Below are 24,984 nucleotides of genomic sequence, written 5' to 3' on the forward strand. Positions count from 1 at the left end.
TGATGGCACGGAGAGGGCACGGAGAGGGTCCGCCATGGCGTCGCCAGCAGCTAGTTCAGCGTCGTCCCGCACCGTACCCGCCCGCCCGAACCTCGCTTTCCGACAGCTGCGCGGCCGGCTGTCACCGGGCGAGTTCGCGGCGGCGGTCCGACGGTCCGCCCGTGAGATCGGCGAACAGGTCTCGTGCGACGCCCGCTATGTGGGCCGCGTCGAGTCCGGGGAGATCCGGTGTCCGAACTACGCCTACGAGCGGGTGTTCCGGCACATGTTCCCCGGGCTGACGCTGCCCGACATGGGCTTCGCGCCGCGCGAGGCGGTACGCGGACGGGGGGCGCGTACGGCGGCGGTCGGCGCCGCGCCCCTGGCAACCGACCCCGACCACCGCGATACCCGTATCCAGATCTGCGAGGAGAGCGACGTGCTGCGTCGCGCGTTCATCACCGGCGGCCCGGCAGCAGCCCTGGGCTTCGCCGCCCTGCATCCCATCGAGGCCGCTGCCGCCGCCGCGTCCGCCCATGTACCGGGCCCTCGCGCGCCCGCCGCCGGGCGGCCCGGAGCCGCCGAGGCCGCCGCGGTCGAGGAGGCCGTCCGCCACATCCGGCTGCTGGACGACCGGCACGGCGCGGAGGGGATCTACCGCCGCGCCACCCAGCCGCTGCGCGCCGCCTACGAGTTGCTGGACGCGGGCGTACAGCGCAGATCGGTCTCCGACCGGCTGCACGCGGGGGCGGGTGAACTCGCCATCACCGTGGGCTGGCTGGCGCATGACTCGGGCCGCTTCGGCGATGCCCGCTCGCACTACGCGGAGGCCCTGGCCACCGCCCGGGTCTGCGGTGATGCCGCCCTGGAGGCGCACGCGTTCTGCAATACGGCCTTCCTCGCCCGCGACGCCGGCCGGCCGCGGGAGGCGGTGCGGGCCGCGCAGGCGGCGCAGCAGGCCGCCAAGCAGCTGTCCTCGCCGCGGCTGCTGTCGCTGCTGGCGCTGCGGGAGGCGGGCGGCTGGGCGGGGCTGGCCGACCGGGCCGGCTGTGAGCAGGCGCTGGCGCGGGCCGAGCGGCTGTTCGCGGACGGGCCGCGGGACGGCGACCCGGAGTGGATGACGTTCTACGGGGAGGCCGAACTGGCGGGCCTGGAGGCGCAGTGCTGGTCGGCCCTGGGTGACGCGGGGCGCGCGGTGGCGCATGCGCGCCGGGCGGTGGCGCTCCAGGATTCCCATTTCACCCGCAATATCGCGCTGTTCACCGCGGAGCTCGCGGATGATCTCGCGAACAGCGGTGAGCCCGAGGAGGCCGCCACGGCCGGGGTCCGGGTGCTGTCCCTGCTGGAGGAGGTCCGTTCGGCCCGGATCCGGACGATGCTCGACGGGACGGCCCGGACACTGCGGTCCTACCACGACGGCGGTGTGGTCGCCGGCTTCCTGGAGCGGCACGCGGCCTCGGCCGGGTCCGGTGGCGGGGCGCCGGCCGGGGACTCCGCCCGCTGACGGCCCGGCGGCCGGCCGCCCGACGCCCCGTCAGGCGGCCGCGGCGCCGCCCCGGCCGGGCGGCCGTCGTCAGCCCAGGTGCCCGGTGTCGTTCCAGCGCTCGATCGCCGGTTCCCCGTATGCCCAGCCGAGCACCGACAGGGACGTGGGCTCCAGCCGGATCCGGGCGCCGAAGGAGATGTCCAGGCCCAGCCAGCGGGCGCCGAGCGTGCGCAGGATGTGGCCGTGGGCGAAGACCAGCACATCGCGGTCGGCGGACCGTGCCCAGCTGACGACCTCGTCCGCCCGCGCCGCGACCTCGGCGAGCGTCTCCCCCTCCGGCACCCCGTCGCGCCAGATCAGCCAGTCCGGCCGGCCGGACTTGATCTCGGCCGGGGTCAGGCCCTCGTACGCGCCGTAGTCGACCTCCATCAGCGCGTCCCACGGCTGTGCCCGGTCACCGAATCCGGCCAGCTCACAGGTCTCCTTGGCGCGTACCAGGGGACTGGTGCGGACCTCGACGCCCGGCAGGCCGTCCCAGGGGGCGCGGTGCAGCCGCTCGCCCAGCAGCTTGGCGCCGCGCCGGCCCTCGTCCAGCAGCGGGACGTCCGTACGGCCGGTGTGCCTGCCGGACAGGGACCACTCGGTCTGTCCGTGTCTGGCCAGGAATATGCGCGCTGCCATGGTCGTACCTCTCGCCGATCGCTCGGCTGCTCGTTGCTCGGTGCGGGCGGCGGTGACCGCGGGCTTTCCATCATCGCGCATCAGGTCGATTTGTCCCTGACCGGGGAGGCCGTCCCGCCCGGGGGCGGGCTCCCCGGGCGCTCTCGGATACGGCGCGGGGGCGGGGAGCGGCATCCGGCGGCGGCCGGACGGCGGGCGAGCGCCCCGCATGTCGGTGCCGGATGCGAGACTTCCGCGGGTGAACGTTTCGCGCGACAGTCGATCCGCGTCGGCCGCCCCTGCGGCGGAGCAGCCGACGGCAACGCCGAGCCTGCGGCAGAGGCTCGCCGAGCTGCGCGGCCCCGGAGTCCGTCCCCGCTCGCTCGACGCCCGCGCGCTGGCCGCGCTGGCCGCCAACCCCGGCTGCCGGCGCCGTGCGCTGCTGGACGGCGCGGGCATCGACAAGGGCGCGCTGGCCCAGGCGCTGGGCTCGCCCGCGGCGTACGGCCAGTCCCAGTTCGCGATCGTCCGCGGCAATGCCTTCGAGGCCCGGGTGAAGGCCGACGGCGGCACGGAGCTGCTGCGGCTGCTGTGCGAGCGGCTGGCGCCCGGCTCCCCGCCGCCCGGGCCGGAGGAGATCGCCACCCCCGAGCTGTCCGCGGCCGGGCCGGAGGGCCGGGCGGCGCGTACGGCGCTGGCGCTGCGCGAGGCGACCGCGGCCGGCGGCTGGGCGCTGCTCGACCATCCGATGCTGGTCGTCGAGGTGGCCGGTTCGCCGGCCTATGTGGAGCCGGATGCGGTGGTGGTGCATCCGGACGGCAGCTGGACGGTCGTCGAGATCAAGTCCTTCCCGATGATCGACGGTTCGGCGGACGCCGCCAAGGTGGGCGCCGCCGCGCGGCAGGCGGCCGTGTATGCGCTGGCCCTGGAGCCGGTCGCCGGTCATGTCGCCGCGCACACCGGCCGCGCGGTCCGGGTCCGCGACCGGGTGCTGCTGGTGTGCCCGAAGGACTTCTCCAACCTCCCCACGGCCGCCGCCGTCGACGTCCGCAAGCAGCTGGCCACGACCCGCCGGCAGCTGTCCCGGCTCACCCGGGTCGAGGAGATCGCCGCCGCCCTGCCCCCGGGGACCACCTTCGACCTGCGGCTGGCGGACGACGGGAAGACCGCGACCCGCCGGCCCGAGGAGCTGGCCGAGGCCGTCGAGGTGGTCGGCGCGGCTTACGCCCCCGAGTGCCTGGCCGCGTGCGAGCTGGCCTTCCACTGCCGCACGCGGTCCCGTGACGACGGCGCGGTGGAGGCGCTGGGGCGCGGCGTCCGGGGCGAGTTGGGCGGGCTGCACACCATCGAGGAGGTGCTGGCGGCGGCCCGTCCCGAGGCCCGCCCCCAGGATCCGGAGCCCCCCGCCGCCGACGGGCCGGACGACCCGGCCGTCGTCGCGCTGCGGCGGGCCGCCGCGCTGCGGGACGGGGCGCTGGCCCGCCCCACCGTGCCGGGACCGCGAGCGGAGGAGCCGGAATGTCACTGATCGAGACGCTGGCCCGGATGGAGGCGGTGGCGGCGGGGCGCGCCCAGCCGCGGTGCACGGTCCGGCACCGTCATCTGGCCGAACGCCCTTTGGTGTTCGTCCCGTTGACGACCGCGGGCGAGGCCGGTGCCCCGCTGGGGGCGCTGGTCGGCACGGACCGCGAGAAGCCGGCACTGCTGGCCGTTCCGCAGCCGCGCGACCGCGACCTGCGGTTCGCGTTCCTCGCCGAGCTGGCCGAGCTGGTGCTGCCGTACGTGGACGGCTTCGCGGACGCCATCGAGTGGGAGGAGCGCAAGGAGACCGACCCGGAGACCGGCAAGAAGGTTCCGGTGCAGGTCGAACTGTGCGCGGACGCCCCGCAGTTGATCGTGCCGAGCGCCGCCGGTATCGAGTTCGTCCGGCTGCTGGGCCGCTCGATGCGGTTCCGGCGGACGGCCGAGCAGGAGCCCGAGGCGCCGTATCCCGCGCCGCCGCATGTCCCGCTGCTGGGCCGCTGGCTGACCCATTTCGGCGAGCGGGCGCGGGTGCCGGGCGCGAGCCTGCTGCTGTCCATGACGGGCCTGCTGACCCGCCATTGGGCGACGGGCCAGAGCGTGCTGGAGGACCAGCACCTGGGCGCGCTGCTCTCCTGGATCGACCCGCCGCCGGGGACGTCGGGCCGGGAGGCGGCCGAGCACGCGGAGTCGGCGCGGGACGCGGACGGGCAGCTGCGGTGCCCGCCGGCCGGCCCGGCCACCGACCCGGCGTTCGACAACCGGCTGCTCGCCCCCGCGATGGCCCGCTACGACGCCGGGCTGCCGGGCGCCGAGGAGGCGCTCCGCACCCTCGTCGAGGGGCAGTTGCGGCCGACCTGGGACGCCGTCTGGCACGGCATCGACCTGCTGCGGACGCTCCCCGCGGGCGCCCGGGTCGCCGACCGCTGGAAGCGCGACCGCTGGTCGTACACCGCGCACCGGGACCGGATCCGCGCCGGGGAGCCCCCGCAGCCCAAGCAGGACGACGCCGTCACCGCCGCCCAGAAGCTGTCCGCACGGGAGACCGCCCAGGCCCAACTGGACGCCCAGGAAGCCCTGGACGACCCGCTGGTGATGGCCGGGCGCCGACTGGCCGGCGAGGCGTTCCAGGGCACGGTCACCGCCGTCGAGATGGCCTTCTCCGAAGGCAAGCGGCCGATGCCCCGTCCGCTGGTCACGCTCCGGACGACCGACCGGCCGCAGCTGTCCGAGGGCGGCAAGCTCTACCGCCCCTTGGCGGACGGCAGGACCCAGACCGCCGAATGCGTCGCGCACGAGCCCGGGGAGCCGGGGACGCTGGTGGTCCGGCTGACCGGCGGGATGGGGCGCGGGAAAACGCCGGAGCCCGGTTCGGTGCCGGAGCCGGACGACGCGGTGTGCTGGACGCTGTTCGAGCACGCCCCGCGCGGCGGCCCGGAGCTCCCGGATCCCGAGGACACCCCGTGGACCCATGGCGGCCCGCCACCCGGCGCCGCGGACCTGCCGCACACCGCCCCCGACCCCGTGACCGCGGAGGACTTCCTGTGACCCGCGCCCGGCCCTCGACCGCCCTGGAGAAGACTCCCGTATGACGGCCACTCAGGACCCATCGGGGCCTCTCCCGCGCCCTTCAGGCAGTGGGGAAGCCACCACGGACGGCCCCTTCGACCCCGCCGGCGCGGCCGCCGCGGCGACCGACGCGATCCTGCGGGACACCCTGCACGGCACCCGGCGCGGCGTGGTCGTGGACTCCCCGCCCGGCGCCGGCAAGTCCACCCTCGTGGTGCGGGCGGCCCGTGAACTGGCCGCCGCCGGGCGCCCGTTGATGGTGGTCGCGCAGACCAACGCCCAGGTCGACGACCTGGTGCTGCGGCTCGCCGAGAAGGATCCGCAGCTGCCGGTCGGCCGGCTGCACAGCAGCGAGCCCGGCGCGTTCGACCCGGCGCTGGCCGAGCTGCCCGCGGTCCGTACGTCCGCGAAGATCGCCGATCTGGCCGGGCTGGACATCGTGGTCTCGACGGCCGCGAAATGGGCGTACACCAAGGTCGACGAGCCATGGCGGCACGCCATCGTGGACGAGGCCTATCAGATGCGCTCCGACGCGCTGCTGAGCGTCGCCGGGCTCTTCGAGCGGGCGCTGTTCGTCGGCGATCCGGGCCAGCTGGACCCCTTCAGCGTGGTCGGCGCGGAGCAGTGGGCGGGGCTGGCCTACGACCCGTCGTCCAGCGCGGTCTCCACCCTTCTGGCGCACAACCCCGATCTGCCGCAGCACCGGCTGCCGGTCTCCTGGCGGCTGCCCGCCTCGGCGGCGCCGCTGGTCTCCGCCGCGTTCTATCCGTACACCCCGTTCCGCAGCGGCACCGGCCACGGCGACCGCCGGCTGGCGTTCGGGGTGGCGGGCGACGGCTCCGGCGTGGACCGGGTGCTGGACGAGGCCGCCGAGTCCGGCTGGGGCCTGCTGGAGCTTCCCGCCCGCCATACGCCGCGTACGGACCCGGAGGCGGTCCGCGCGGTGGCCCACGTCGTGCGCCGGCTCCTCGACCGCGGCGGCGCCACGACCAGCGAGGCGCACGGGGCCGCGGAGGGGGCCGCGCCCGCCCCGGCACCGCTGACCGCCGGCCGGATCGCGGTCGGCACCGCCCATCGTGACCAGGCGGCGGCCGTCCGCGCCGCGCTCGCCGGGCTGGGGGTGACCGGTGTCGCGGTGGACACCGCCAACCGTCTCCAGGGCCGCGAGTTCGATGTCACGGTCGTCCTGCATCCGCTGTCCGGCCGGCCCGACGCCACCGCCTTCCATCTGGAGACCGGACGGCTGTGTGTGCTCGCCTCCCGCCACCGGCACGCCTGCATCGTGGTGTGCCGGGCGGGCGTCGCCGACCTGCTGGACGAACACCCCTCGACCGAGCCGGTCAGCCTCGGCGTCACGGTCAAGTTCCCGGACGGCTGGGAAGCCAACCACGCCGTCCTCGCCCATCTCGCGGAACACCGGGTGACCTGGCGCCCTTGACGAGGTCACCCGGACGGCGTCCGGCAGCGGGTACGGCCACTCCCCGGGGCCCACTTGCGCGCAGCGGGACAATGGAATGCGGCACACGATCTGGAGGTAGGTACATGTCCGAGCCGCGACCGGCTCCCGACCCGCGTGGTACGGCGCCCGGACCACGGCGGATGAAGCCCGCGCAGCTGCTCTTCGAGCCGCCCGAGGCCGTCGCCGACCCCGAGCACTTCTTCGGCCTGGAGTCGATGGAGGACCCGCGCGAGCTGCTCGGCCGCGCCACGGAGCTGACCCTGGCCTTTCGCGCCGCGGCCGACCGCGCCACGGAGTTCCAGGCGCTGGCCGCGGCCCAGCTGTCCGACCCCAGCCGGTTCGACCGGCTGCCGCTGGCCGTGCTCGCCGAGCAGGCGGAGTGGACCGAGGACTACGCACAGAAAATGATCGAGTTCGGCCGCAGCCTGATGCGCAGCGGCAGCACCCTGCCGGGCGACATGGACTGACCGCACCGGCCCCGACGGCCCCGGGAATCCCACCCGTCCGACCTGCCTCACCAGCGGCCCATGGTCCATGATCATGGGCCGCTGGCATATGCAAGGGGGGAAAGATACCGGCTCCCCCACCGTCCCGTCCCGTTTTCCGCCAATCGGCCAAGTACCGCATGCCGGCTGGGTAGACCTGTCCCCATGAGCGACTGGCTGCCTGAGACCCCCCGCACCCTGGCCTTCCCGACCGCGGCTTATGTCACCCTCGCGGGCGCCGACTGGCTCGCCTCAGCCAGCCCCCATCCGGACGAGATGCACGCCCTGTGGGCCACCCGGCCGGCCGCTCCCAGCGCACTGCCCTGCGGTACCGCCTTCGACGTGATCAACGCCCCGGCGCTCTTCGGGCGCCGCATGGTGGACCGCTTATGGTCCGACGGCCCCGGCTCGGGTCCGGTGGCGGCGCACCGCGGCCGCATCCTGCTGTTCGCCGCCCCGGGCACGGCCCAGCGGCTGCCGGCGCTGCTCGTCTGGGAGGAGTGGGCCACCGCCGTCCCGCCGCTGCTGTGCCACGGCAGCGGTGACGCGGTCACCATCCCGCCGCTGCACCCCCGCCGGAGCCCGGCCGTGGACCGGACCGCGGGCGCCGGCGCCCCGGCCGGCGAGGACCCGGCCGGCCCGTCCGCCTCCCGCTGGCTGGTGGCACCGGATGTCCGCAACCCCTGGCTGCCCGGTCCCGACGTACTGCTCTGGGCCTGTGTCCGCGCGGCCCGCTCGCTGGCCGGCCCGGCGGCTGAAACCGCAGCTCAGCACCCTGTTTCGCTGCTGACCGCGGGCTGAGACAAACCGATTTTTGTCCTCCCCGACCATGATGCTAATGTTTTCCCCGTCAGCAGGCGCCGCTAGCTCAGTTGGTTAGAGCAGCTGACTCTTAATCAGCGGGTCCGGGGTTCGAGTCCCTGGCGGCGCACAGACAGTCGAAGGCCCCCACTCCGGTGGGGGTCTTCGTCGTCTCGGCACAGCGCCCGGTCAGCCGCGGTTCACCTTCACCGCCCAGTCCCCGTCGGCCGTCCGGCCCTCGACCTGGATGCGGACGCCGTCCTCGGCGTCGTCCAGGCTCTCCCCCACCCCCAGCGGCGCGTCCGCGAGCGGCGGATAGACCGAGGTGCCCCAGCAGGCCGAGGTGGCCGGATGCCCGTCGAGCACCTGCACGGGGCCCGACCCGGAGGCCGTCCGGCTGTGCACGCGGTAGACGAGGACGCCCTCGGCACACAGGGAGCGGTCATTGCCCATGGCACCGCGTGCCTCGATGGCGAGTGCGCTGTCGGGGCCCGTACGGACCACCAGCAGCCGCGGGCGGCGCTGGGCGCGGGGCTCCTTGGGGGCGGACAGCGGCCGCAGGGAGTGCATGGCCGGACCGGCCAGATCGACACAGTCAACCTGGTTGTCGGCGATCCAGCCGAGCTTCCATTTGTGCCAGGCGAACGGATCGGGTGCCAGTCCGAACTGGCTGCCCATGAGGTCCCAGTCGCCGACGTAGGTGTCCCAGTCGCCCTTGCCGTCCTTTGGCCGGTGGTAGAGGTCCGGCAGGTCGAAGACGTGCCCGGTCTCATGGGCGAGGACGTTGCGGTCGGGCAGGCGCTGCTCGAAGACGGTGACGAAGCGGCGCAGATCGTGGTCGTCGGCGTGCATCGGCCGGTCGAGGTTGACGACCTTGGTGGCGTCCGAGTCGACGCCGGGGGCGTCCGGGTCGGCGACGAAATAGACCACGTCGTAGCGGCTGAAGTCGATGGACGGGTCGGCGGCGGTGACCGCGTCGTGCAGGTAGGAGGAGCGCCGGCCGGCGTCCCAGTCGCGCCGTATCCCGTAGTCGGCGGACGGGCGCGGCATCCGCACCCAGTGGCGGTGGATGTGCGGGCGCAGCCGGAACTTCCCGTAGGAGGCGCGGTCGAAGAAGCCGGAGGTGGCCGGGAAGTAGGCGCGGGACAGCTCCTGCGGCGGCGAGAGGGGCCGGGCGTCCGGGAAGGACAGATAGATCATGACGGCGTTGAGCGGGCGGTCCGGGCGCGGATAGGACCCGTTCCAGCTGTCGACGCCCTCGGAGTGGTGCGCGTCGGTGCGCCCCAGGGCGCACGGGAGCGCGGCCTCGGAGGCGGTGGCGGGTCCGGCGACGATGGAGGTCGCGATGAGCGCGCTCAGAGAGGTGGCGACGGCCGCGACGCGCCGCAGGCTGCGGCGCTCCACCCCGTCGAGCGTCTGGGCGCGCGGCACACATACCTCCAGGGACGGATTCGGAGACCTCATCTACCCTGTGGCGATTTAATGCTATTCGTCCCGTTTTGGAGGCCCGGACGAGTGACCGGCGCGTCTTGGCCCTCCCGTAACGGAAAGTCACAAACGACCAAGGGGGCAATCCGTACGAACAGAGCCGGGCAGAAATGGCCGAAGTTCCGTCACGCGGGCGGGCGATCACGGCTGCGTCGCTGGATCGGCCGTCGTGCCAGCCTCTATGATCGCCACACTTTCCAGCGCGAGACCCCCCTCCATCACGAGACAGCGCCACGCGGGAGCGAGCAGTGAGCGGACACCCCGACAGCCCGGGCCGCACGCCCGGAGCGACGCTCCCCTCAGTGACGGAGCGTGAGGACACGACCAAAGAATCGACCGAGGCCCGGCCGGCTCCGAGCGGCCACGGCGACGGCACCGCCGCCTCGCTCGGCGACTACCGCGCCACGTTCTACGCGGCGCGGGTGGCGATGGCCGTCCTTAACCGCGACGGCCTGGTCCTCGCCGCCAATCCGGCCTTCGGCGAGCTGGTCGGCACCGACCCGGCCGAGCTGGTCGCCGCCACCGCGGCCGACCTCACCGACCTCGGCGCCGACCCGCGGGTGTGGACCGCCTACCGCGAGGTGCTGTGCGGCCGCAGCGACCGGATGCGCTGCACCCGCCGCCTCAAACACCCCGAAGGGCACTCCGTCTGGGTGGAGGTGACCGTCGAGCCGCTCACCCCGGAGCCGCTCAGCGGCGAGGACCGGATGCTGCTGTCGGTGGCGGACATCAGTGACCGGCACGATCTGCTGGCCCGGCTCCGGCATCTCCAGATGCACGATCCGGTGACCCGGCTGCCCAACCGGGCACTGTTCTTCGAGCGGCTCGCCGCCGCCCTGGAGACCGCCTCCACCGCGCCGTCCGGCACCGGCCGCATCGGGCTCTGTTACCTCGACCTGGACGGCTTCAAGGCCGTCAACGACACCCTCGGGCACCGCGTCGGCGACCGGCTGCTGAGCGCGGTGGCGCAGCGGCTGACGCGCTGCGCGGAGGCGGCCGCGGACCGCGGGCCGGGCCGTGGCGAGCACCTGGTCGCACGGCTCGGCGGTGACGAATTCGCTCTTTTGGTGGAGGACTCCACCGGCACCGACCAGCTGGCCGAGCTGGCCCAGTGCGTGCTGGACGCGCTGCAGCGCCCGTTCGACCTGGCCGGGCAGCGGCTGTCGGTCTCGGCGAGCATCGGCGTCGTGGAGCGGACCGCCACCGGCACCACCGCGACCGGGCTGATGCAGGCCGCGGACACCACGCTGTACTGGGCCAAGGAGGACGGCAAGGCCCGCTGGACGCTCTTCGACCCGGAGCGCAACGCCCACCGGATGACCCGGCAGGCGCTCTCCAGCACCCTGCGCCCGGCCGTGGACCGCGGCGAATTCACCCTGGAGTACCAGCCGCTGGTCGGGCTGGGCGACGGCCGCGCGCAGGGGGTGGAGGCGCTGGTGCGCTGGCGGCATCCGCAGTTCGGGACGCTGTCGCCGAATCGGTTCATCGCCCTGGCGGAGGAGAACGGCGCGATCGTCGAGCTGGGCCGCTGGGTGCTGGAGCGGGCCTGCTATCAGGCGCGCGCCTGGCAGCTGGCCCACCCCGGCGAGCCGCTGTTCGTCAGCGTCAATGTGGCCGTACGTCAGGTCTGGGACTCCGACCTGGTCGCCGATGTCGCCGGGATTCTCGCCGAGACCGGGCTGCCGCCGGAACTGCTCCAGCTGGAGCTGACCGAGTCGGCGGTGATGGGCTCGGCCGGCCGCCCGCTCCAGGCCCTCCAGGCGCTGAGCGACATGGGCGTACGGATCGCCATCGACGACTTCGGCACCGGCTACTCCAACCTCGCCTACCTCAGCCGTCTCCCGGTCTCCGTACTGAAGCTGGACGGGTCCTTCGTCCGCGGCTTCCGCTCACAGGAGCATCCCAACCCGGCGGACGAAATGATCGTGGAGGCGCTGGTGGCGCTGGCACACCGGCTCGGCCTCACGGTCACCGCCGAGTGCGTGGAGAGCGCCGAGCAGGCCGAACGGCTCCGCCGGATCGGCTGCGACACCGGCCAGGGCTGGCTCTACTCCCGCCCCGTCGCCCCCGACCGCGTCGCGGCCCTCCTCGACGCGGGCCGGCACACGGGGGCCTGAGCGGCCGCGGGTACGCAGTGCGCCGGCCCCGCGGCGAGGACCCGGCGGAATCGCCACCGGCCGCGACCACCACGTACGAACGCCCTACCCCGGCAGGCCATACGCGTCGGCGATCAGCTCGTACGAACGCAGCCGGGCCGCGCCGCCATGCGCGTTGGCGGTGATCATGAGCTCGTCGGCGCCGGTGCGCTTGGCGAGATCGTCCAGGCCCTGGCGGACGGCGTCCGGGGTGCCGTGGATGACATTGCCGAGCCAGCTGTCGACGAAGCCCCGCTCCAACTCGTTGAAGCGGTACGCCTCGGCCTCCTCCGGGCCGGGGACCAGGCCGGGGCGGCCGGTGCGCAGCCGGACCATGGACAGCGCGCCGGTCATGACCTGGCGGCGGGCCTCCTGCTCCGTCTCGGCGGCCAGCGCCGCGACCCCGATCAGGGCGTACGGCTCGGCCAGCGCCTCGGAGGGGCGGAAGGACGCGCGGTAGAGGTCCAGCGCGGGGAGGGTGTTGGCCGCGGAGAAGTGGTGCGCGAAGGCGAACGGCAGGCCGAGGGAGCCGGCCAGCCGGGCGCTGAAGCCGGAGGAGCCCAGCAGCCACAGGGGCGGCCGGTGCGGGTCCTGGACCCCGCCCGGTGAGGTGGCCTGGACCGGGCCGGGGACGGCGTGGATCTTGGCGTACGGATGGCCGTCCGGGAAGGAGTCGTCCAGGAAGCGGGTCAACTCGGCCAGCTGCTGCGGGAATTCCTCCGCCCCCTCGTGCAGCCGCTCGGTGCGCCGCAGCGCGGCGGCGGTGGCCCCGTCGGTGCCGGGCGCGCGCCCCAGACCCAGGTCGATCCGGCCGGGGGCCATCGCCTCCAGGGTGCCGAACTGCTCGGCGATCACCAGCGGGGCGTGGTTGGGCAGCATGACGCCGCCGGACCCGAGGCGGATGCGCTCGGTGTGGGCGGCGAGGTGGGCGAGCAGCACCGCGGGCGAGGACGAGGCGACGCCGGGCATGGAGTGGTGCTCGGCGACCCAGTAGCGGTGGAAGCCGCGGCGTTCGGCCGTACGGGCGATGTCGACGGCCGTGCGCACCGCGCGGGAGGCGGTGCTGCCGGCCCCGACCGTCACCAGGTCGAGCACCGACAGCGGGACGGGTGCGGTGCCCCGGGCGGTGCCCCGTATCCCGTCGCCGGCCGTCTCGCCGCCGGCCCGGATCTCCTCGTCTTCGCCGCTCACGGTGCGGGTCCTCCTCGCGTCGGTGGTCTGCGAGGAGGACAACCGGAGACGTTCTCCACTTATTCCCGGGTCAGATGCCCGGCACCGCACCGCGGTCGGCGGGGGCCGCCGGACCTCCCTCGCCCAGGGCCCCTCGGTCGAGCGCCTCCTCGTGCGGACACCCCCTAGGAGTGCGCGGTCCGCGAGAAGAGGGTGCCGAGCGCCGGACAGTTGATCGTCCGGTCGAGCAGCCGGAGCCCCTCCCAGGCCGTCACCTGATTGGCGGTGAGCACCGGCTTGCGCAGCTCCGCTTCGAGGGCCGGCAGATGTTCGGCGGTGTGCAGCGCGGTGTCGGGCAGCAGCACCACCTCGGCGTCCGGGTGGTCACCGGCGCGGGCGAGCGCCAGCACCTCCTCGACGCCCCAGGTGCCGACCTCGGCGGCGGTGATGATGCCGCTGCCGCGGGTCGAGACGACCTCCGCCCCGGCGGACTTCAGGAAGGCGTGGAAGCGCTCGGCCACGTCGTCGGGGTAGGTCGCGGCGATCGCGACCCGCCGGGCGCCGAGCGCCTGGACGGCATGGGCGAAGGCGAACGACGTACTGGAGGCGGGCAGGCCGGCGGTGGCGGACAGCTCCCTGACCTGTTCGTGGGCGCCCTCCCAGCCGAAGACGAAGCTGGCGCTCGTACAGGCCCAGACGACGGCCTCGGCGCCGCGCTCCTTGAGCTCGTCGACGCCGGCCGCCAGCCGCCCGGCGGAGCCCATCTCCAGCAGCGCGTCGACGCGGTGGGCGTCCTCACCGATGTCGGTATGGACGAGCGGCAGGCGGACCGTGCCGCCCAGGAGCGTTTCGAGCCGGGGGTAGTCGTCCTCCGCGGAGTGGCCGGGGTAGAGGAAGCCGACCGATGCCATGCAGTTCTCCCTTGCGTGTACGGCTGCGGGGGTGTTCGCGGGTGCGGGTGCGCTCGCGGGTGGAGCGGTGACGCGGGGAAGGAGCGCTGCCGGCGCGAGGGACGACGCCGGCAGCATCCGGGGTGGTGGCCGGGTTCGGACCGGCCTCAAACCGGGGGCAGACCACCCGTGTCATCGGGCGGATACGGCGGCGGATCCAGGCCGTCGAGGGGCTCCCCCTCCGGTGGGGCGGGCGGCCCGGCGAAGGCTGCCTCGGGGGTCGGTCCCGGCACTCCTTCCACGGGTCCGTCCGCCGCTCCGGTCATCGCGGCCGGACCGCGCCGTGCCACCGGGTCGAGCAGCGCCTGGTACGGGCCCACCGCCTGGACCCCGATGGCGCGCAGCGCGGCCCACATCGTGACCTGGTTGGCGGACAGCACCGGCATCCGCAGCTCGGCCTCCAGCTGCGGGATGACGTCGTACGTCGGCAGGTTCGTACAGCTGATGAAGAGGGCATCGGTGGCGCCGACGACGGCCGCGCGGGCCATGTCGACGACATCGCGGTACGGCACCTTCCAGATGTGCCGGGTCAGCCCGAGGTAGGCCCGGCCGGTGACCGTGATGCCGGCCTCACCGAGATAGTCCTCCAGGGAGTCGGTGACCGATTTCGTATAGGGCGTGACCACGGCGATGCGCCGCGCGCCGATCTCGCGCAGCGCTTCGATCAGTGCGCCCGAGGTGGTGAGGGAGGGAACCTCCCCCGCCTGGACCATGGCGGCACACATGGCCCGCTCCCCCGCCACACCCCCGACAAAGCTGCCGGAGGTGCAGGCATAGGAGATGACCTGCGGAGATACCGCACACAGAGCCTGGACGGCAGCGTCCAGCGTTTCGTGCTCGCTCACCATTCGGGCCAGGTCGAGGCTGACCTCGACGGGCACAAAAGGGGTGCGGGTGAGGTGGAGGGACACGTCGTCGGGCACCCAGCGCCAGAGCTCTCGGTCGAGCGCGAAGTCGAAGGGAGCGACGACACCCACGCCGAGCTGCGGCTGTGGGCCACCCAGAAAAGAGACGTCCATGAAGGCCCCTAGAAGAAACGAAGGGCTGGATCGGCCAGGCCAGTGGCCGGAGGATGAGGTGCAACCGGATCAAGCCGGGACGTCGGTACAGAGCCGTTGTTGACACCGTAGATACGACTTCCTAGCGTGGTCAATCCTCGCATCTCAGGCATCTGTCGGCGCCCCTTTTCAGTGAAAGGGGCTCACGTTTCAGAACGGTTTCTGGCCTATGTCCGAACGCACCGTCCTCGTCCTCGGATCCGACCCGCCGCCGAAGCTGGACCGGCTCGCCGGCCGGGCCCGGGTGATCTTCACCGATGAGGACTCGCTCGCCGACCGACTGCCCACCGCCGACGTGCTGTTGGCCTGGGACTTCACTTCCGATGCGATCCGCAGAGCCTGGCCCGAGAAGGGCCCCAGGCCCGGCTGGGTGCACACCGCGAGCGCCGGTGTGGATCAGCTCCTGTGCCCGGCACTGGTCGCCGACGACACCCTGGTGACCAACGCCCGGGGGGTCTTCGAGCAGCCGATCGCAGAGTACGTGGCCGGTCTCGTGATCGCCATGGCCAAGGACTTCTACGGAAGTTGGGAGCTCCAGCGGCAGCGGCGCTGGCAGCATCGCGAGACCCTGCGGCTGGCCGGCAGCCGGGCCGTCGTGGTGGGCTCCGGGCCGATCGGCCGGGCCATCGGCAGCACCCTCCTGGCACTCGGTGTCAAGGTCGATCTGGTCGGCCGCCGGGAGCGTCCGGACGATCCGCGGTTCGGCCTCGTCCACGCGAGTGAGGCGCTGAACGACCTGCTGTCCCAGGCGGATTGGGTGATCTGCGCGGCGCCCCTGACCGAGGCCACCCGCGGCCTCTTCGACAAGGCGGCGTTCGCCAGGATGCCGCCGCGGGCCCGGTTCATCAACGTCGGACGCGGGCCGCTGGTGGTCGAGGACGCGCTGATCGCGGCGCTGCGCGAGTGGCGGATCGCGGCGGCGGCACTGGACGTCTTCGAGGAGGAGCCGCTCACCCCGGACAGCCCCCTGTGGGACGTCCCGCATCTGATCGTCTCGCCCCACATGAGCGGCGACACCCTGGGCTGGCGGGACGCCCTCGCCGAGCAGTTCCAGGACAACTTCGAGCGGTGGTCGGCGGGCGAGCCGCTGGACAACCTCGTCGACAAGCGGCTCGGGTACGTGCCGGTGCAGTGACGGGCCGGCTGCCGGCCCCCGGCGCGGCAGCCGCGCTCCCCCGCCGCCGTCCCGTCCGGGGCGGCCAACGCTCGGAGGACGCATGACCACCGAACCGACCCACCTCGCCGACCTCAGCGCCACCCGGCTCACGGCCGGGTACGCGGCCGGCGAGTTCTCCCCCGTCGAGGCGGTCCGGGCGGTGCTGGAACGCGCCGAGGCCGCGCAGGCCGCGACGAACTGCTTCACCCGGATCGACGCGGACGAGGCGCTGTCCGGCGCCAAGGAGTCGGCGGAGCGCTGGCGGGCCAAGGAGCCGGCCGGGCCGGTGGACGGGGTGCCGGTCACCGTCAAGGACCTGATCCTGACCCGGGGCACCCCGACGCTGCGGGGTTCGCGCACGGTCCGGGCCGAGGGGCCGTGGGAGGAGGACGCGCCGTCGGTCGCCCGGCTGCGGGAGGCCGGTGCGGTGTTCGTCGGCAAGACCACCACCCCGGAGTTCGGCTGGAAGGGCGTCACCGACAGTCCGCGGCACGGGGTGACGGGCAATCCGTACGACCCGGCGCGCACCGCGGGCGGCTCCAGCGGCGGCAGCGCGGCGGCGGTGGCGCTGGGCGCGGGCCCGCTGAGCCTGGGCACGGACGGCGGTGGCTCGGTGCGGATCCCGGCGTCGTTCTGCGGGATCTTCGCGCTCAAGGCGACCTACGGGCGGGTACCGCTCTATCCGGCGAGCCCCTTCGGGACCCTGGCGCATGTCGGGCCGATGACCCGGGACGCGGCGGACGCGGCGCTGATGATGGAGGTGATCTGCGGGGCGGACTGGCGGGACTGGTCCCAGCTCGGGCCGGCCGCCGGCTCGTTCCGGGAGGCGCTGGCCGGGACGGTCTCCGGACTGCGGGTGGCGTTCAGCCCGTCGCTCGGCTGGGACGTGCCGGTGGCGCCGGAGGTCGCCGAAGCGGTCCGGTCGGCCGTCGACACGCTCGCCGGGCTCGGCGCGGTCGTCGAGGAGATCGACCCCGGTATCACCGACCCGGTGGAGGCCTTCCACACGCTGTGGTTCAGCGGCGCGGCCCGGGTGGTGCAGCATCTGGACGACGCGGACCGGGCGCTGCTCGACCCGGGGCTGCGGGAGATCTGCGAGCAGGGCGCCCGCTACAGCGCGCTGGACTATCTCGCCGCGGTCGATACCCGGATGGCGCTCGGTCAGGCCATGGGCCGCTTCCACAGCGCCTACGACCTGCTGGTGACGCCGACCGTGCCGATCACCGCCTTCGAAGCGGGCGCCGAGGTCCCGGCCGGCTCCGGTCACACCCGCTGGACGGGCTGGACGCCGTTCACCTACCCCTTCAACCTCACCCAGCAGCCGGCCGCGTCGCTGCCCTGCGGGGTGGACGCGGACGGGCTGCCGATCGGCGTCCAGCTGGTCGGCGCACGGCACGCGGACGCGCTGGTGCTGCGCGCCGCGCATGCCCTCTACGAGGCGGGGACCGCGGCGATCCCCGCGCCGCCTGCCGCCTGGGGCGCGCCCTAGATCCGCCGGAAGTTGAGGGTCTCGCCCAGGGCGCCGGCCCGCCACAGGTCCTGACAGGCATCGGCCATCCGGTCCAGGCCGTCGACGACACTGCCCCACACGATGCCCGGAACCCAGCCCGCGTCACCGTTGATCAGTAGATTGTTGCGCTCGTAGAAGAGCGCGAGATCGACGACGGTGGCGCGGCCCTGGTGTGCGGCCTGGCTCTCGTAACCGTAGGACTTGGTGCCGAGTTGGGTGTCGGTGAAGGTGAAGTAGCACAGATCGCCGGGGATCGGGGTGATCGTCGGATTCTCCAGCGGCGGCTCCTCCGGAGCGAACGGCTCCATCAGCGCGTAGATCTCATTGCGGGCGTACTTGGCGTGATAGACGTCGCCGCCGAGTGGGAGGGCGTCCCATACGGCATTGCAGGTGATCGGCGCGCGGTCGTCGAGCAACTTGGCCGTGCAGCTCACGCCGCGCTTGTCCAGGGAGACTTCGATGAAGCGATCGGTCATGCCCCGATCGTAGGTGGGCAATACCGGCGTACGGAACAAGTCCGAGGCGCTTCTATCAAGGGCTGGAAACGATCGGCATATGTGTGAGGCGTTCGGGTAGCCGCGCGCCCATGGCTCCACCACAGGAGAACACCAAAATGATCAAGAGAAAATTGGCAAGCGGCATCCGCCGCCGCTCGCTGCTCGCGGGGGTAGCGGCGCTCGGCGCAGCGGGTGCGGTGGGAGCGGTCACGGGCTGCTCACAGGTCGATGTCTCGGGCGCGACCGGCGGCGGACATCTCCTTGAGGATCTGCGGAAAAAGGGCACCATTCGCATGGGAATCGCCAGCGAACCGCCCTACGCCTCGATCAACAGCAAGGGCGAGCTGACCGGCGAGGCCCCGGCCGTCGCCAAGACGATCTTCCGGCGGCTGGGGATCAAGAATTTCGAGCCGGTACCGGTCGAATTCGGTGCACTGGTGCCCGGTCTGCATTCCTTCCAGTACGACGTGATCGTCGCGGGCATGTTCATCAACAAGGCCCGCTGTGCGGCCGTCCTCTTCTCCGACCCGGACTACGAGAGCAAGGACGCCTTCCTCGTACGAAAGGGAAACCCGGACAACATCCATTCCTATGCGGACATCGCCAAGGGGAAATACCGGATGGGTTCCGGTATCGGCTATGCGGAGATCGACTACGCGGTCGGCAATGGCGTCAAGAAGGGCGACATCCAGACCTACGGTGACCAGATCGCCGGGATGGAGGCCCTGGAAGCGGGCCGTATCGACGTCTTCGCCGGCACCGCGCTGACCATGATCGAGGCGCTGAAGACCGGTGGGCACCCCAAGGTGGAGATGACCCGGCCCTTCACACCGGAGGTCGACGGGAAGCCCCAGCGGGACGGCGGCGGCTACGGCTTCCGGCTCGGCGAGACCAAGCTCCGCGACGCCTTCAACAACGAGCTGCAGAAGATGAAGAAGAGCGGCGAACTCCTGCGTATCGCCAAGCCGTACGGCTTCACCGAGGAGTTCATGACCGACCTCACGGCGAAGGAGCTCTGCAAGAAGTGACCGGCGCGCTGTGGGAACTGTTCTTCGAAGGGCTGTGGATCACCATCCAGCTGATGGTCTACAGCGCCGCTCTGGCCGCTGTCGTCGCCTTCGGCATCGGCCTGTCACGCACCTCGCGGTTCTGGATCGTGCGCTTCCTGTCGGGTGTCTATGTGGAGTTCTTCCGCGGCACGTCGGCACTGGTCCTGATGTTCTGGCTGTTCTTCGCGCTGCCGCTGCTGGGCTGGCAGCTGGTCGGCATCTGGGCGGGCACCCTGGCGCTGGGGCTGTCGTACGGCGCGTACGGCTCCGAGGTCGTCCGCGGCGCGCTCCAGGCGGTGGCCCCTGCCCAGCGGGAGGCGGCCATCGCGCTGAGCTTCACGCCCTGGCAGCGGCTGCGGAAGGTGATCCTGCCGCAGGCCGTCCCCGAGATGATGCCGCCGTTCAACAACCTGCTGATCGAGCTGCTCAAGGGCACCGCGCTGGCGTCGCTGCTGTCGATCGGTGAACTCACCTTCCAGGCCAAGCTGGCCCGGCTGTCGACCGGCCAGAGCGCCGAGATCTACGGAATCATCCTCGTCCTGTACTTCGCGGTCGCGTTCGTGCTGACCCGGATCATGCGGGTACTCGAACGCCGCGCCAAGGCTTCGGTCGGCCGGTCGGTACCCAAGGGTGAGGGCTGGTTCTCCCGCAAACTGCCCGTCGAGAAGCAGGGCCCCGAGGCACTGGCCACCGGAGGAAAGCCGTGAACAACTGGTCATGGAGCTACATCGGGGAGATCATGCCCGAGATCCTCAAGGGGCTGTGGATCACCATCCAGGCGACGTTCTACGGCTCGCTGGTGTCCTTCGCGCTCGGGCTGGTCTGGGCGATGGCCCTGCGCTCGCGGAGCCGCTGGGTGACCTGGCCGGTCAGCGTCTTCGTCGAGTTCGTCCGCAACACCCCGCTGCTGGTGCAGCTGTTCTTCCTGTTCTTCGTGCTGCCCGGCTGGGGGCTCACCTTCGCGCCGCTGACCACCGGCGTCATCGGCCTGGGGCTGCACTACTCGACGTACACCTCCGAGGTCTACCGCGCCGGTATCGACGGGGTGCCGCCCGGACAGTGGGAGGCCGCCACGGCGCTGAACCTGCCGCGCCGGCGCACCTGGATCGCGGTGATCCTGCCGCAGGCGTTCCGCCGGGTGGTACCCGCGCTCGGCAACTACGTCATCGCGATGTTCAAGGACACGCCGCTGCTGGCCGGTATCACCGTCGCCGACATGCTGTTCCAGGCGAACAGCATCAGCGCCACCACCTTCGACTACCTGGAGCCGATCACCGTCGTCGGCATCCTCTTCGTAGTCATCTCCTACCCCACTTCTCTCCTCCTGCGAGCCCTGGAGCGTCGTCTTGTCCGCTGACAACACCCCCTCGAACGAAACGACCCCCTCGGCGGATGGCGGCACCTCCCGGACGGAGTCCGGGGGCACCGAGCTGATCCGCTTTGACCACGTCACCAAGCGGTTCGGGACCAACACCGTCCTGGACTCCCTGGACTTCACCGTCTCCTCGGGCAAGCACGTCACCCTCATCGGCCCGTCCGGCTCCGGCAAGACCACGATTCTGCGGCTGCTGATGACGCTGCTGAAGCCCGACGAGGGCACCATCAAGGTCGGCGGCTCCTATCTCACGCACGAGGAGAAGGGCGGCAAGCTCGTACCGGCCGGGGAGAAGCACATCCGCGAGGTGCGCAAGAACATCGGCATGGTGTTCCAACAGTTCAACCTCTTCCCCAACATGAAGGTGCTGCGGAACATCACCGAGGCGCCGGTCCACGTCCTGGGGATGGAGAAGGACGCCGCCGAGGAGCGGGCCCGCGAACTCCTCGACCTGGTGGGCCTGACCGAGCACCTCGACAAGTACCCGACCCAGCTCTCCGGCGGCCAGCAGCAGCGGGTCGCCATCGCCCGCGCGCTGGCGATGCGCCCCCAGGTGCTGCTGCTGGACGAGGTGACCTCGGCGCTCGACCCCGAGCTGGTGGCCGGGGTGCTCGACGTCCTGCGGGACATCGCGCACACCACGGACATCACCATGCTCTGCGTCACCCATGAGATGAACTTCGCCCGGGACATCTCCGACGACGTCCTGATGTTCGACGCCGGCCGGGTCATCGAATCCGGTTCCCCGGAGAAGATCTTCACGGAGCCGGAACACGAGCGCACCCGGGAATTCCTGAGCGCCGTGCTCTGAACAGCACACAGCAGGCGGTGAGTTCGGGTGGTGGGTCCTCGCCGGGGGCCCGCCACCCTTTCCCTTCCGGGGGCCGGCGACCGTACGGCGTACCGCCCCTGCGGGCCCGGCACTGTGACCTTGGCATATGCCAAGGTCGCGCGCCCCAGTACAGCTGACCGGGGCCCGCTTCTTTTCGGTCAAGACCCTCTCCCCCGAGGGCGGTTGGCCGCTATCGTGAGGGAAGCCCCGTTGCCCGGGAGCGGCCGCGCCAGCCCCGGCCGTGACCATCGACGGCGGTCACGACGCAAGCGGTAACAACCTGCTAGGGGGACACCGTGGCGCTGAAGCCCGAGCCGACCGCGCCGTTCCATTCGGTGCAGTACGCCCTTCGCGTGCTCGAAACGGTCTCCAGGCACGCCGAGGGCGTGACCGATGCGCAGATCGCCCGCGAGACGGGCCTGTCCCCGGGCCAGCTCGGCCACATGCTGGCGATGCTCCGGCGCGAGGGCTATGTCGAGCAGGTCACCGACGGCGCGTATGTCATCGGCGAATCGCTCCTGCTCCTCGGCTCGGGCGGCGACCGCGACCAGGCGCTGCGTGACAAGCTCCAGCTCACCCTCGACCAGCTGCGCGACTCGGTCGGCGCGGCGGTCTACATCAGCCGGTACATCGACGGCGAGGTGAAGATCCTCCACTACGCCGACGGACCGCTGGCCCCCAAGGTCAACGAGTGGGCGGAATTCCACCGCACGGCGCACGCCAGCGCGGTCGGCAAGTGCCTGCTCGCGCAGCTCGACCACGACGGCCGCAAGGATCATCTCTCCCGCCACAAGACCGCCCGGCTCACCTCGCGGACGATCACCAACGAGAAGGTCCTGTTCCACAAGCTCGACAGCCAGCCGCCCACGGTCCCCGTTCTCGATCTCCAGGAGTACGCCGTGGGCACGGTCTGCGCGGCGGTCCCGATCACCGCCGGTGCGACGGTCGGCTGCCTCGCGCTGTCGATGCCGCTGGAGCACGCCCACCGGCTGCGCCAGGCGGCCGACACCCTCAACCGTCAGGCCGCCCCGGTCCTGCTGTCCCTGGCGATCTGAGCCGGGCACGGGCCGCGTCGCACGGCCGGCGGTTACGGAGGGCACCGCTCCGCGGCCATGGTTCTGAGCACCCCTCTCGACCAGGTAGTATTTCTTTCGTCAGCGCGCGCCGCTAGCTCAGTTGGTTAGAGCAGCTGACTCTTAATCAGCGGGTCCGGGGTTCGAGTCCCTGGCGGCGCACGTATCGAGTGGGCGTTTCCGGTTCTCCGGAAACGCCCACTTCGTTGTGTCCGGAGATACGGACAGGATCACCGGCGCGGGGGGCCGGCCCCTTCCGGCACCGCCCGGCGGTGGCGTCAGGAGAGGTCGACGTCCGAGCCGGCGTAGAGCGCGTTGCCCTGCCCCCGGGGGGGGGGAGCTTGGTGCCCGGGTGAGGGCAGGGTGAGGGCCGCACCGACGGCGACCGTTTTGAGGCACGACAGGGGGCGGGGGCGCGGGCGGAGGAGGGCTTCGGGTCAGGCCGCCCGCGTGAGGGGAACCTCCGTGGGGCGGGCCGCGGCCTGCACCAGGGCCGTATAGGTCCGGCGTAGCGCGATCAGGGACTCCTGGGCCTCGCGGTAGACGGCGGCGTCGGGGCCGCCGCGGTGGGCGAGGGTACGCACCGGGGCGCAGTGGCGGTCCATCGCGCTGAGCCAGGCACGGTGCTGCGCCGGGAGATGGCGGCGCAGCAGCTGTCGCCGGCCCTCCCGCAGACGCCGGGCGCCGATGCCGAGTACGGCGTCGGCCGCCTGGAGCACCGGTGGTTCCAGGGCACCCTGTCCGGCGAGCGCGCCGAGTACCGCGCGCTGCTGCGGGGTGGCCGGCGCGGCCGCCAGTTCCGCCGCCTCGGCGACGAGCTGGGCGCGCAGCGCGTGCTGGACCCTGACCAGCCGGCGCAGCGCCGTCGGGGTGGAGGAGTCGTCGGGCGACCGGCCGGCCAGGGTCTCGGCGAGCCGGAAGAGCCAGATCCCGTGCGCCTCCAGGCGGGTCGCGGCCAGCATCAACCGGTCCAGCCGGCTCAGCGGTTGCCCTTCCGGGGCCCAGCGGACTATCGGTACGAGCGTTTCGGTGCGGGCCAGTTGGTCGATGGGGATATGGCGGCGGGGTTTGCGTTCCGGGGCCCAGTTGTGGAGCGCGAGGGTGGGCAGCGCGACGAACTGGTCGTGGCCGATACGGTGCGCGATCGCCGCCCAGAGGTCGAGGAACGCCTCGTCGGCGACCTCTCGTGCGGCCGGCGCCTGGGGGTCGATCCCGCACCAGCCGCAGGACACCGCGATGACCGCGATCCGCATGGCGGCGGCCTCCGCGTTGCGCAGCGAGAGCCGGGAGACGCGCTGCCGGAGCGCGGCCAACTCATCGGCGTGACGCGCCCGTTCGACGAGCGCGACGGCGGCCTCCCGGTCGGGCGCGACCGCGGCCGCGCGGGCCATGGCATCCAGCCGGGTCCAGGTGCCGATCAGGGAGCGTACGGGCGGCCGCTCGGGCAGAAAGCCATGCGCACAGGGGTCGTGCGGGGCGGTCGTGGCGGCGTCGGCGGGCCCGTCGGGCTCCCCGCCGGCACGCCCCGGCCGGGCGGCGGCCGACTGCCCCTTGCCCTCCCGGCCGGCCAGCGGGGCGGTCTCCTCCGCTCGGGCCGAGCCCGTGGCGCGGCGTGGGGCCGGTAGCGGGGAGGTGGGGGTGGCGGCGGGCGCAGAGGCGGGGGGCGGGGTGCCGGCGGCGGACGGTATGCCGGGGCCGGGTGGCATGCCGACGCCGGGCGGTATACCGGGGGCGGGCTCCGTGGTGGCGGGCGAGGCACCGGGGCTCGTCACGGGGAGGGCCGCTGCGTGGGCCGGGCGGGAGGGGCCGGGCGCGCCGGGCCCGGCCGTCGTCACCGTCGCCGGTCCAGTCGCTTTCACCGGTCCGGCCGTCGTCACCGGCTCGGCCGCCGTCACCGGCTGGGCCGTGGTCGTCTTCGTGATTGCCGTGTCCCCCATCAGCACTTCCCAGCGAACAGCCGGGCCAGGTGGGCGTCCATGTCGAGGTAGCCGCCCTCATGGCCGGGCGGCACGATCGCGGCGGTCTGCTCCAGCCAGGCGGTCAGCTCCGTCGCGCGCACCGAGAGCTCGCAGACGCTGTCGTCGGTGGACAGCTCGATATGTACGCGGCGCGATTCGCCCGGCCGGCGGAAGGACCACACCCGCACGTCCCCCTCCCCTGCCTCGTCATGCAGCCCGGCCAGCAGGAGCTCGCGGGCGAACAGCCAGGTGGCGACCGTCTGGCCGCGGCTGATGAAGGCGACCTCGACCTCGTACGGGCGGTCACTGCGGTAGCTGAACCGGCCGGCCACCGGAACTGCTTCGTCCGGCCCGAGGAGGAGCCGCATCTCAAGGGTGCGCTTGGCTGTCGACACCACGACGATCAACCTTTCCGACGGAGGGGCGAGTCCCGGGGACCCGGTCCGGGGCTGCGCGTCCTGGCAGACGTTGCTGTGGAGGGTGGGGTTGCGGCAGGCGCAAGAGGAGTGACGGACGCCATGGCCGGCGCCCTCTGGACAATGTTCAGTTCTTGCGTCCCAGCGCTCGCCTCAGCCTCTCAACCGGCAGGAGATACCGCATGCTGACGGGGCAACTGGTGGGATATGGGGACGGAAAGGGATGAAGCGGCACTTTGGCGAATGGTTCGGGCGGTCATTGAGGGGAGACCTCAAGATCAAGTGGCTTTTGTTCCGTATGCCCGGAGGTCCTCCCGGAACAAGAGGAGCGACCAGAGAGGCGCCGCGAGTGGCAGG

Annotated in this window: 22 protein-coding genes and 2 tRNA genes; 16 read left to right on the plus strand and 8 right to left on the minus strand. The window is 72.6% G+C overall.

Going from position 1 to position 24,984, the window contains the following annotated elements; all coding sequences use genetic code 11:
• The first annotated feature begins 34 nt into the window (after positions 1 to 34).
• Complete coding sequence (locus TU31_RS16665) at positions 35 to 1,483, plus strand: NsdA family TPR-like regulatory protein (protein WP_042155044.1); 1,449 nt, start codon at positions 35 to 37, stop codon at positions 1,481 to 1,483.
• A 69-nt stretch (positions 1,484 to 1,552) separates the two neighbouring features.
• Here TU31_RS16665 and TU31_RS16670 read toward each other — a convergent pair whose 3' ends face one another.
• Positions 1,553 to 2,146 carry a histidine phosphatase family protein gene (locus TU31_RS16670; RefSeq protein WP_042155046.1) on the minus strand — a complete coding sequence of 198 codons (594 nt, stop codon included), beginning with the start codon at positions 2,144 to 2,146 and terminating at the stop codon, positions 1,553 to 1,555.
• A gap of 238 nt (positions 2,147 to 2,384) precedes the next feature.
• Between TU31_RS16670 and TU31_RS16675 the strand changes: the two genes are divergently transcribed.
• The 6 genes from TU31_RS16675 (at position 2,385) to TU31_RS16700 (ending at position 8,090) form a co-directional block, all read left to right on the plus strand.
• A complete protein-coding gene (locus TU31_RS16675) occupies positions 2,385 to 3,653 on the plus strand; it encodes a hypothetical protein (protein ID WP_042155048.1) in 1,269 nt (422 codons plus the stop codon).
• On the plus strand, positions 3,644 to 5,194 hold the full coding sequence (locus TU31_RS16680; protein ID WP_042155049.1) for a hypothetical protein: 1,551 nt from the start codon (positions 3,644 to 3,646) through the stop codon (positions 5,192 to 5,194). The genes TU31_RS16675 and TU31_RS16680 overlap by 10 nt, the downstream gene beginning before the upstream one ends.
• Before the next feature lie 40 nt (positions 5,195 to 5,234).
• On the plus strand, positions 5,235 to 6,653 hold the full coding sequence (locus TU31_RS16685) for an AAA domain-containing protein (RefSeq protein ID WP_042155051.1): 1,419 nt from the start codon (positions 5,235 to 5,237) through the stop codon (positions 6,651 to 6,653).
• Between the two features lie 104 nt (positions 6,654 to 6,757).
• Positions 6,758 to 7,141, plus strand: a complete 384-nt coding sequence (locus TU31_RS16690; RefSeq protein ID WP_063770801.1) for a DUF8844 domain-containing protein — start codon at positions 6,758 to 6,760, stop codon at positions 7,139 to 7,141.
• A 183-nt stretch (positions 7,142 to 7,324) separates the two neighbouring features.
• Positions 7,325 to 7,960, plus strand: coding sequence for a bifunctional DNA primase/polymerase (locus tag TU31_RS16695; RefSeq protein ID WP_042155057.1), 636 nt, complete (start codon positions 7,325 to 7,327; stop codon positions 7,958 to 7,960).
• A gap of 56 nt (positions 7,961 to 8,016) precedes the next feature.
• Positions 8,017 to 8,090 (plus strand) — tRNA-Lys (locus tag TU31_RS16700).
• Positions 8,091 to 8,149: 59 nt separating this feature from the next.
• Here the strand turns inward: TU31_RS16700 and TU31_RS16705 are convergent.
• On the minus strand, positions 8,150 to 9,391 hold the full coding sequence (locus tag TU31_RS16705; RefSeq protein WP_042155059.1) for a M6 family metalloprotease domain-containing protein: 1,242 nt from the start codon (positions 9,389 to 9,391) through the stop codon (positions 8,150 to 8,152).
• Between the two features lie 359 nt (positions 9,392 to 9,750).
• On the opposite strand from TU31_RS16705, the gene TU31_RS16710 reads away from it, so the two are divergent.
• Entirely contained in the window at positions 9,751 to 11,565 is a 1,815-nt protein-coding gene (locus TU31_RS16710; protein ID WP_042155061.1) for a putative bifunctional diguanylate cyclase/phosphodiesterase, read from the plus strand.
• Positions 11,566 to 11,649: 84 nt separating this feature from the next.
• Here the strand turns inward: TU31_RS16710 and TU31_RS16715 are convergent, their stop codons facing one another.
• From TU31_RS16715 to TU31_RS16725, 3 genes are all read right to left on the minus strand, one after another.
• Positions 11,650 to 12,774 carry an LLM class flavin-dependent oxidoreductase gene (locus TU31_RS16715; protein WP_042155063.1) on the minus strand — a complete coding sequence of 375 codons (1,125 nt, stop codon included), beginning with the start codon at positions 12,772 to 12,774 and terminating at the stop codon, positions 11,650 to 11,652.
• A 164-nt stretch (positions 12,775 to 12,938) separates the two neighbouring features.
• On the minus strand, positions 12,939 to 13,664 hold the full coding sequence (locus TU31_RS16720; protein ID WP_042155065.1) for a maleate cis-trans isomerase family protein: 726 nt from the start codon (positions 13,662 to 13,664) through the stop codon (positions 12,939 to 12,941).
• A gap of 146 nt (positions 13,665 to 13,810) precedes the next feature.
• On the minus strand, positions 13,811 to 14,722 hold the full coding sequence (locus tag TU31_RS16725) for a maleate cis-trans isomerase family protein (RefSeq protein WP_042155067.1): 912 nt from the start codon (positions 14,720 to 14,722) through the stop codon (positions 13,811 to 13,813).
• 208 nt (positions 14,723 to 14,930) lie between these two features.
• On the opposite strand from TU31_RS16725, the gene TU31_RS16730 reads away from it, so the two are divergent.
• Positions 14,931 to 15,896: a D-2-hydroxyacid dehydrogenase gene (locus tag TU31_RS16730; protein ID WP_042155071.1), complete on the plus strand. Its 966-nt coding sequence runs from the start codon at positions 14,931 to 14,933 to the stop codon at positions 15,894 to 15,896.
• Positions 15,897 to 15,978: 82 nt separating this feature from the next.
• Positions 15,979 to 17,406 carry an amidase gene (locus TU31_RS16735; protein WP_042155073.1) on the plus strand — a complete coding sequence of 476 codons (1,428 nt, stop codon included), beginning with the start codon at positions 15,979 to 15,981 and terminating at the stop codon, positions 17,404 to 17,406.
• Here the strand turns inward: TU31_RS16735 and TU31_RS16740 are convergent.
• Positions 17,403 to 17,903 carry a DUF3830 family protein gene (locus TU31_RS16740; RefSeq protein WP_042155074.1) on the minus strand — a complete coding sequence of 167 codons (501 nt, stop codon included), beginning with the start codon at positions 17,901 to 17,903 and terminating at the stop codon, positions 17,403 to 17,405. The genes TU31_RS16735 and TU31_RS16740 overlap by 4 nt on opposite strands.
• A 110-nt stretch (positions 17,904 to 18,013) precedes the next feature.
• Between TU31_RS16740 and ehuB the strand changes: the two genes are divergently transcribed.
• The 6 genes from ehuB (at position 18,014) to TU31_RS16770 (ending at position 22,415) form a co-directional block, all read left to right on the plus strand.
• Positions 18,014 to 18,952: an ectoine/hydroxyectoine ABC transporter substrate-binding protein EhuB gene (gene ehuB, locus TU31_RS16745; RefSeq protein ID WP_042155076.1), complete on the plus strand. Its 939-nt coding sequence runs from the start codon at positions 18,014 to 18,016 to the stop codon at positions 18,950 to 18,952.
• Complete coding sequence (gene ehuC / locus TU31_RS16750) at positions 18,949 to 19,680, plus strand: ectoine/hydroxyectoine ABC transporter permease subunit EhuC (protein WP_042155079.1); 732 nt, start codon at positions 18,949 to 18,951, stop codon at positions 19,678 to 19,680. Before ehuB ends, ehuC begins: the two co-directional genes overlap by 4 nt.
• A 32-nt stretch (positions 19,681 to 19,712) precedes the next feature.
• Positions 19,713 to 20,330 carry an ectoine/hydroxyectoine ABC transporter permease subunit EhuD gene (ehuD, locus tag TU31_RS16755; RefSeq protein ID WP_042155561.1) on the plus strand — a complete coding sequence of 206 codons (618 nt, stop codon included), beginning with the start codon at positions 19,713 to 19,715 and terminating at the stop codon, positions 20,328 to 20,330.
• Complete coding sequence (gene ehuA, locus TU31_RS16760) at positions 20,320 to 21,159, plus strand: ectoine/hydroxyectoine ABC transporter ATP-binding protein EhuA (protein ID WP_078885815.1); 840 nt, start codon at positions 20,320 to 20,322, stop codon at positions 21,157 to 21,159. The genes ehuD and ehuA overlap by 11 nt, the downstream gene beginning before the upstream one ends.
• A 317-nt stretch (positions 21,160 to 21,476) precedes the next feature.
• Positions 21,477 to 22,235 (plus strand): IclR family transcriptional regulator, encoded by a 759-nt coding sequence (locus TU31_RS16765; protein ID WP_042155081.1) that lies wholly within the window; start codon positions 21,477 to 21,479, stop codon positions 22,233 to 22,235.
• A 106-nt stretch (positions 22,236 to 22,341) separates the two neighbouring features.
• Positions 22,342 to 22,415: transfer RNA gene (locus TU31_RS16770), tRNA-Lys, on the plus strand.
• Positions 22,416 to 22,690: 275 nt separating this feature from the next.
• Here TU31_RS16770 and TU31_RS16775 read toward each other — a convergent pair.
• A complete protein-coding gene (locus TU31_RS16775; protein WP_245698583.1) occupies positions 22,691 to 24,190 on the minus strand; it encodes a hypothetical protein in 1,500 nt (499 codons plus the stop codon).
• Positions 24,190 to 24,609 carry an SsgA family sporulation/cell division regulator gene (locus tag TU31_RS16780; protein ID WP_245698567.1) on the minus strand — a complete coding sequence of 140 codons (420 nt, stop codon included), beginning with the start codon at positions 24,607 to 24,609 and terminating at the stop codon, positions 24,190 to 24,192. The genes TU31_RS16775 and TU31_RS16780 overlap by 1 nt, the downstream gene beginning before the upstream one ends.
• Positions 24,610 to 24,984 lie beyond the last annotated feature (375 nt).

The organism is Streptomyces lydicamycinicus (assembly GCF_000829715.2).
Taxonomy (GTDB): Bacteria; Actinomycetota; Actinomycetes; order Streptomycetales; family Streptomycetaceae; genus Streptomyces; species Streptomyces lydicamycinicus.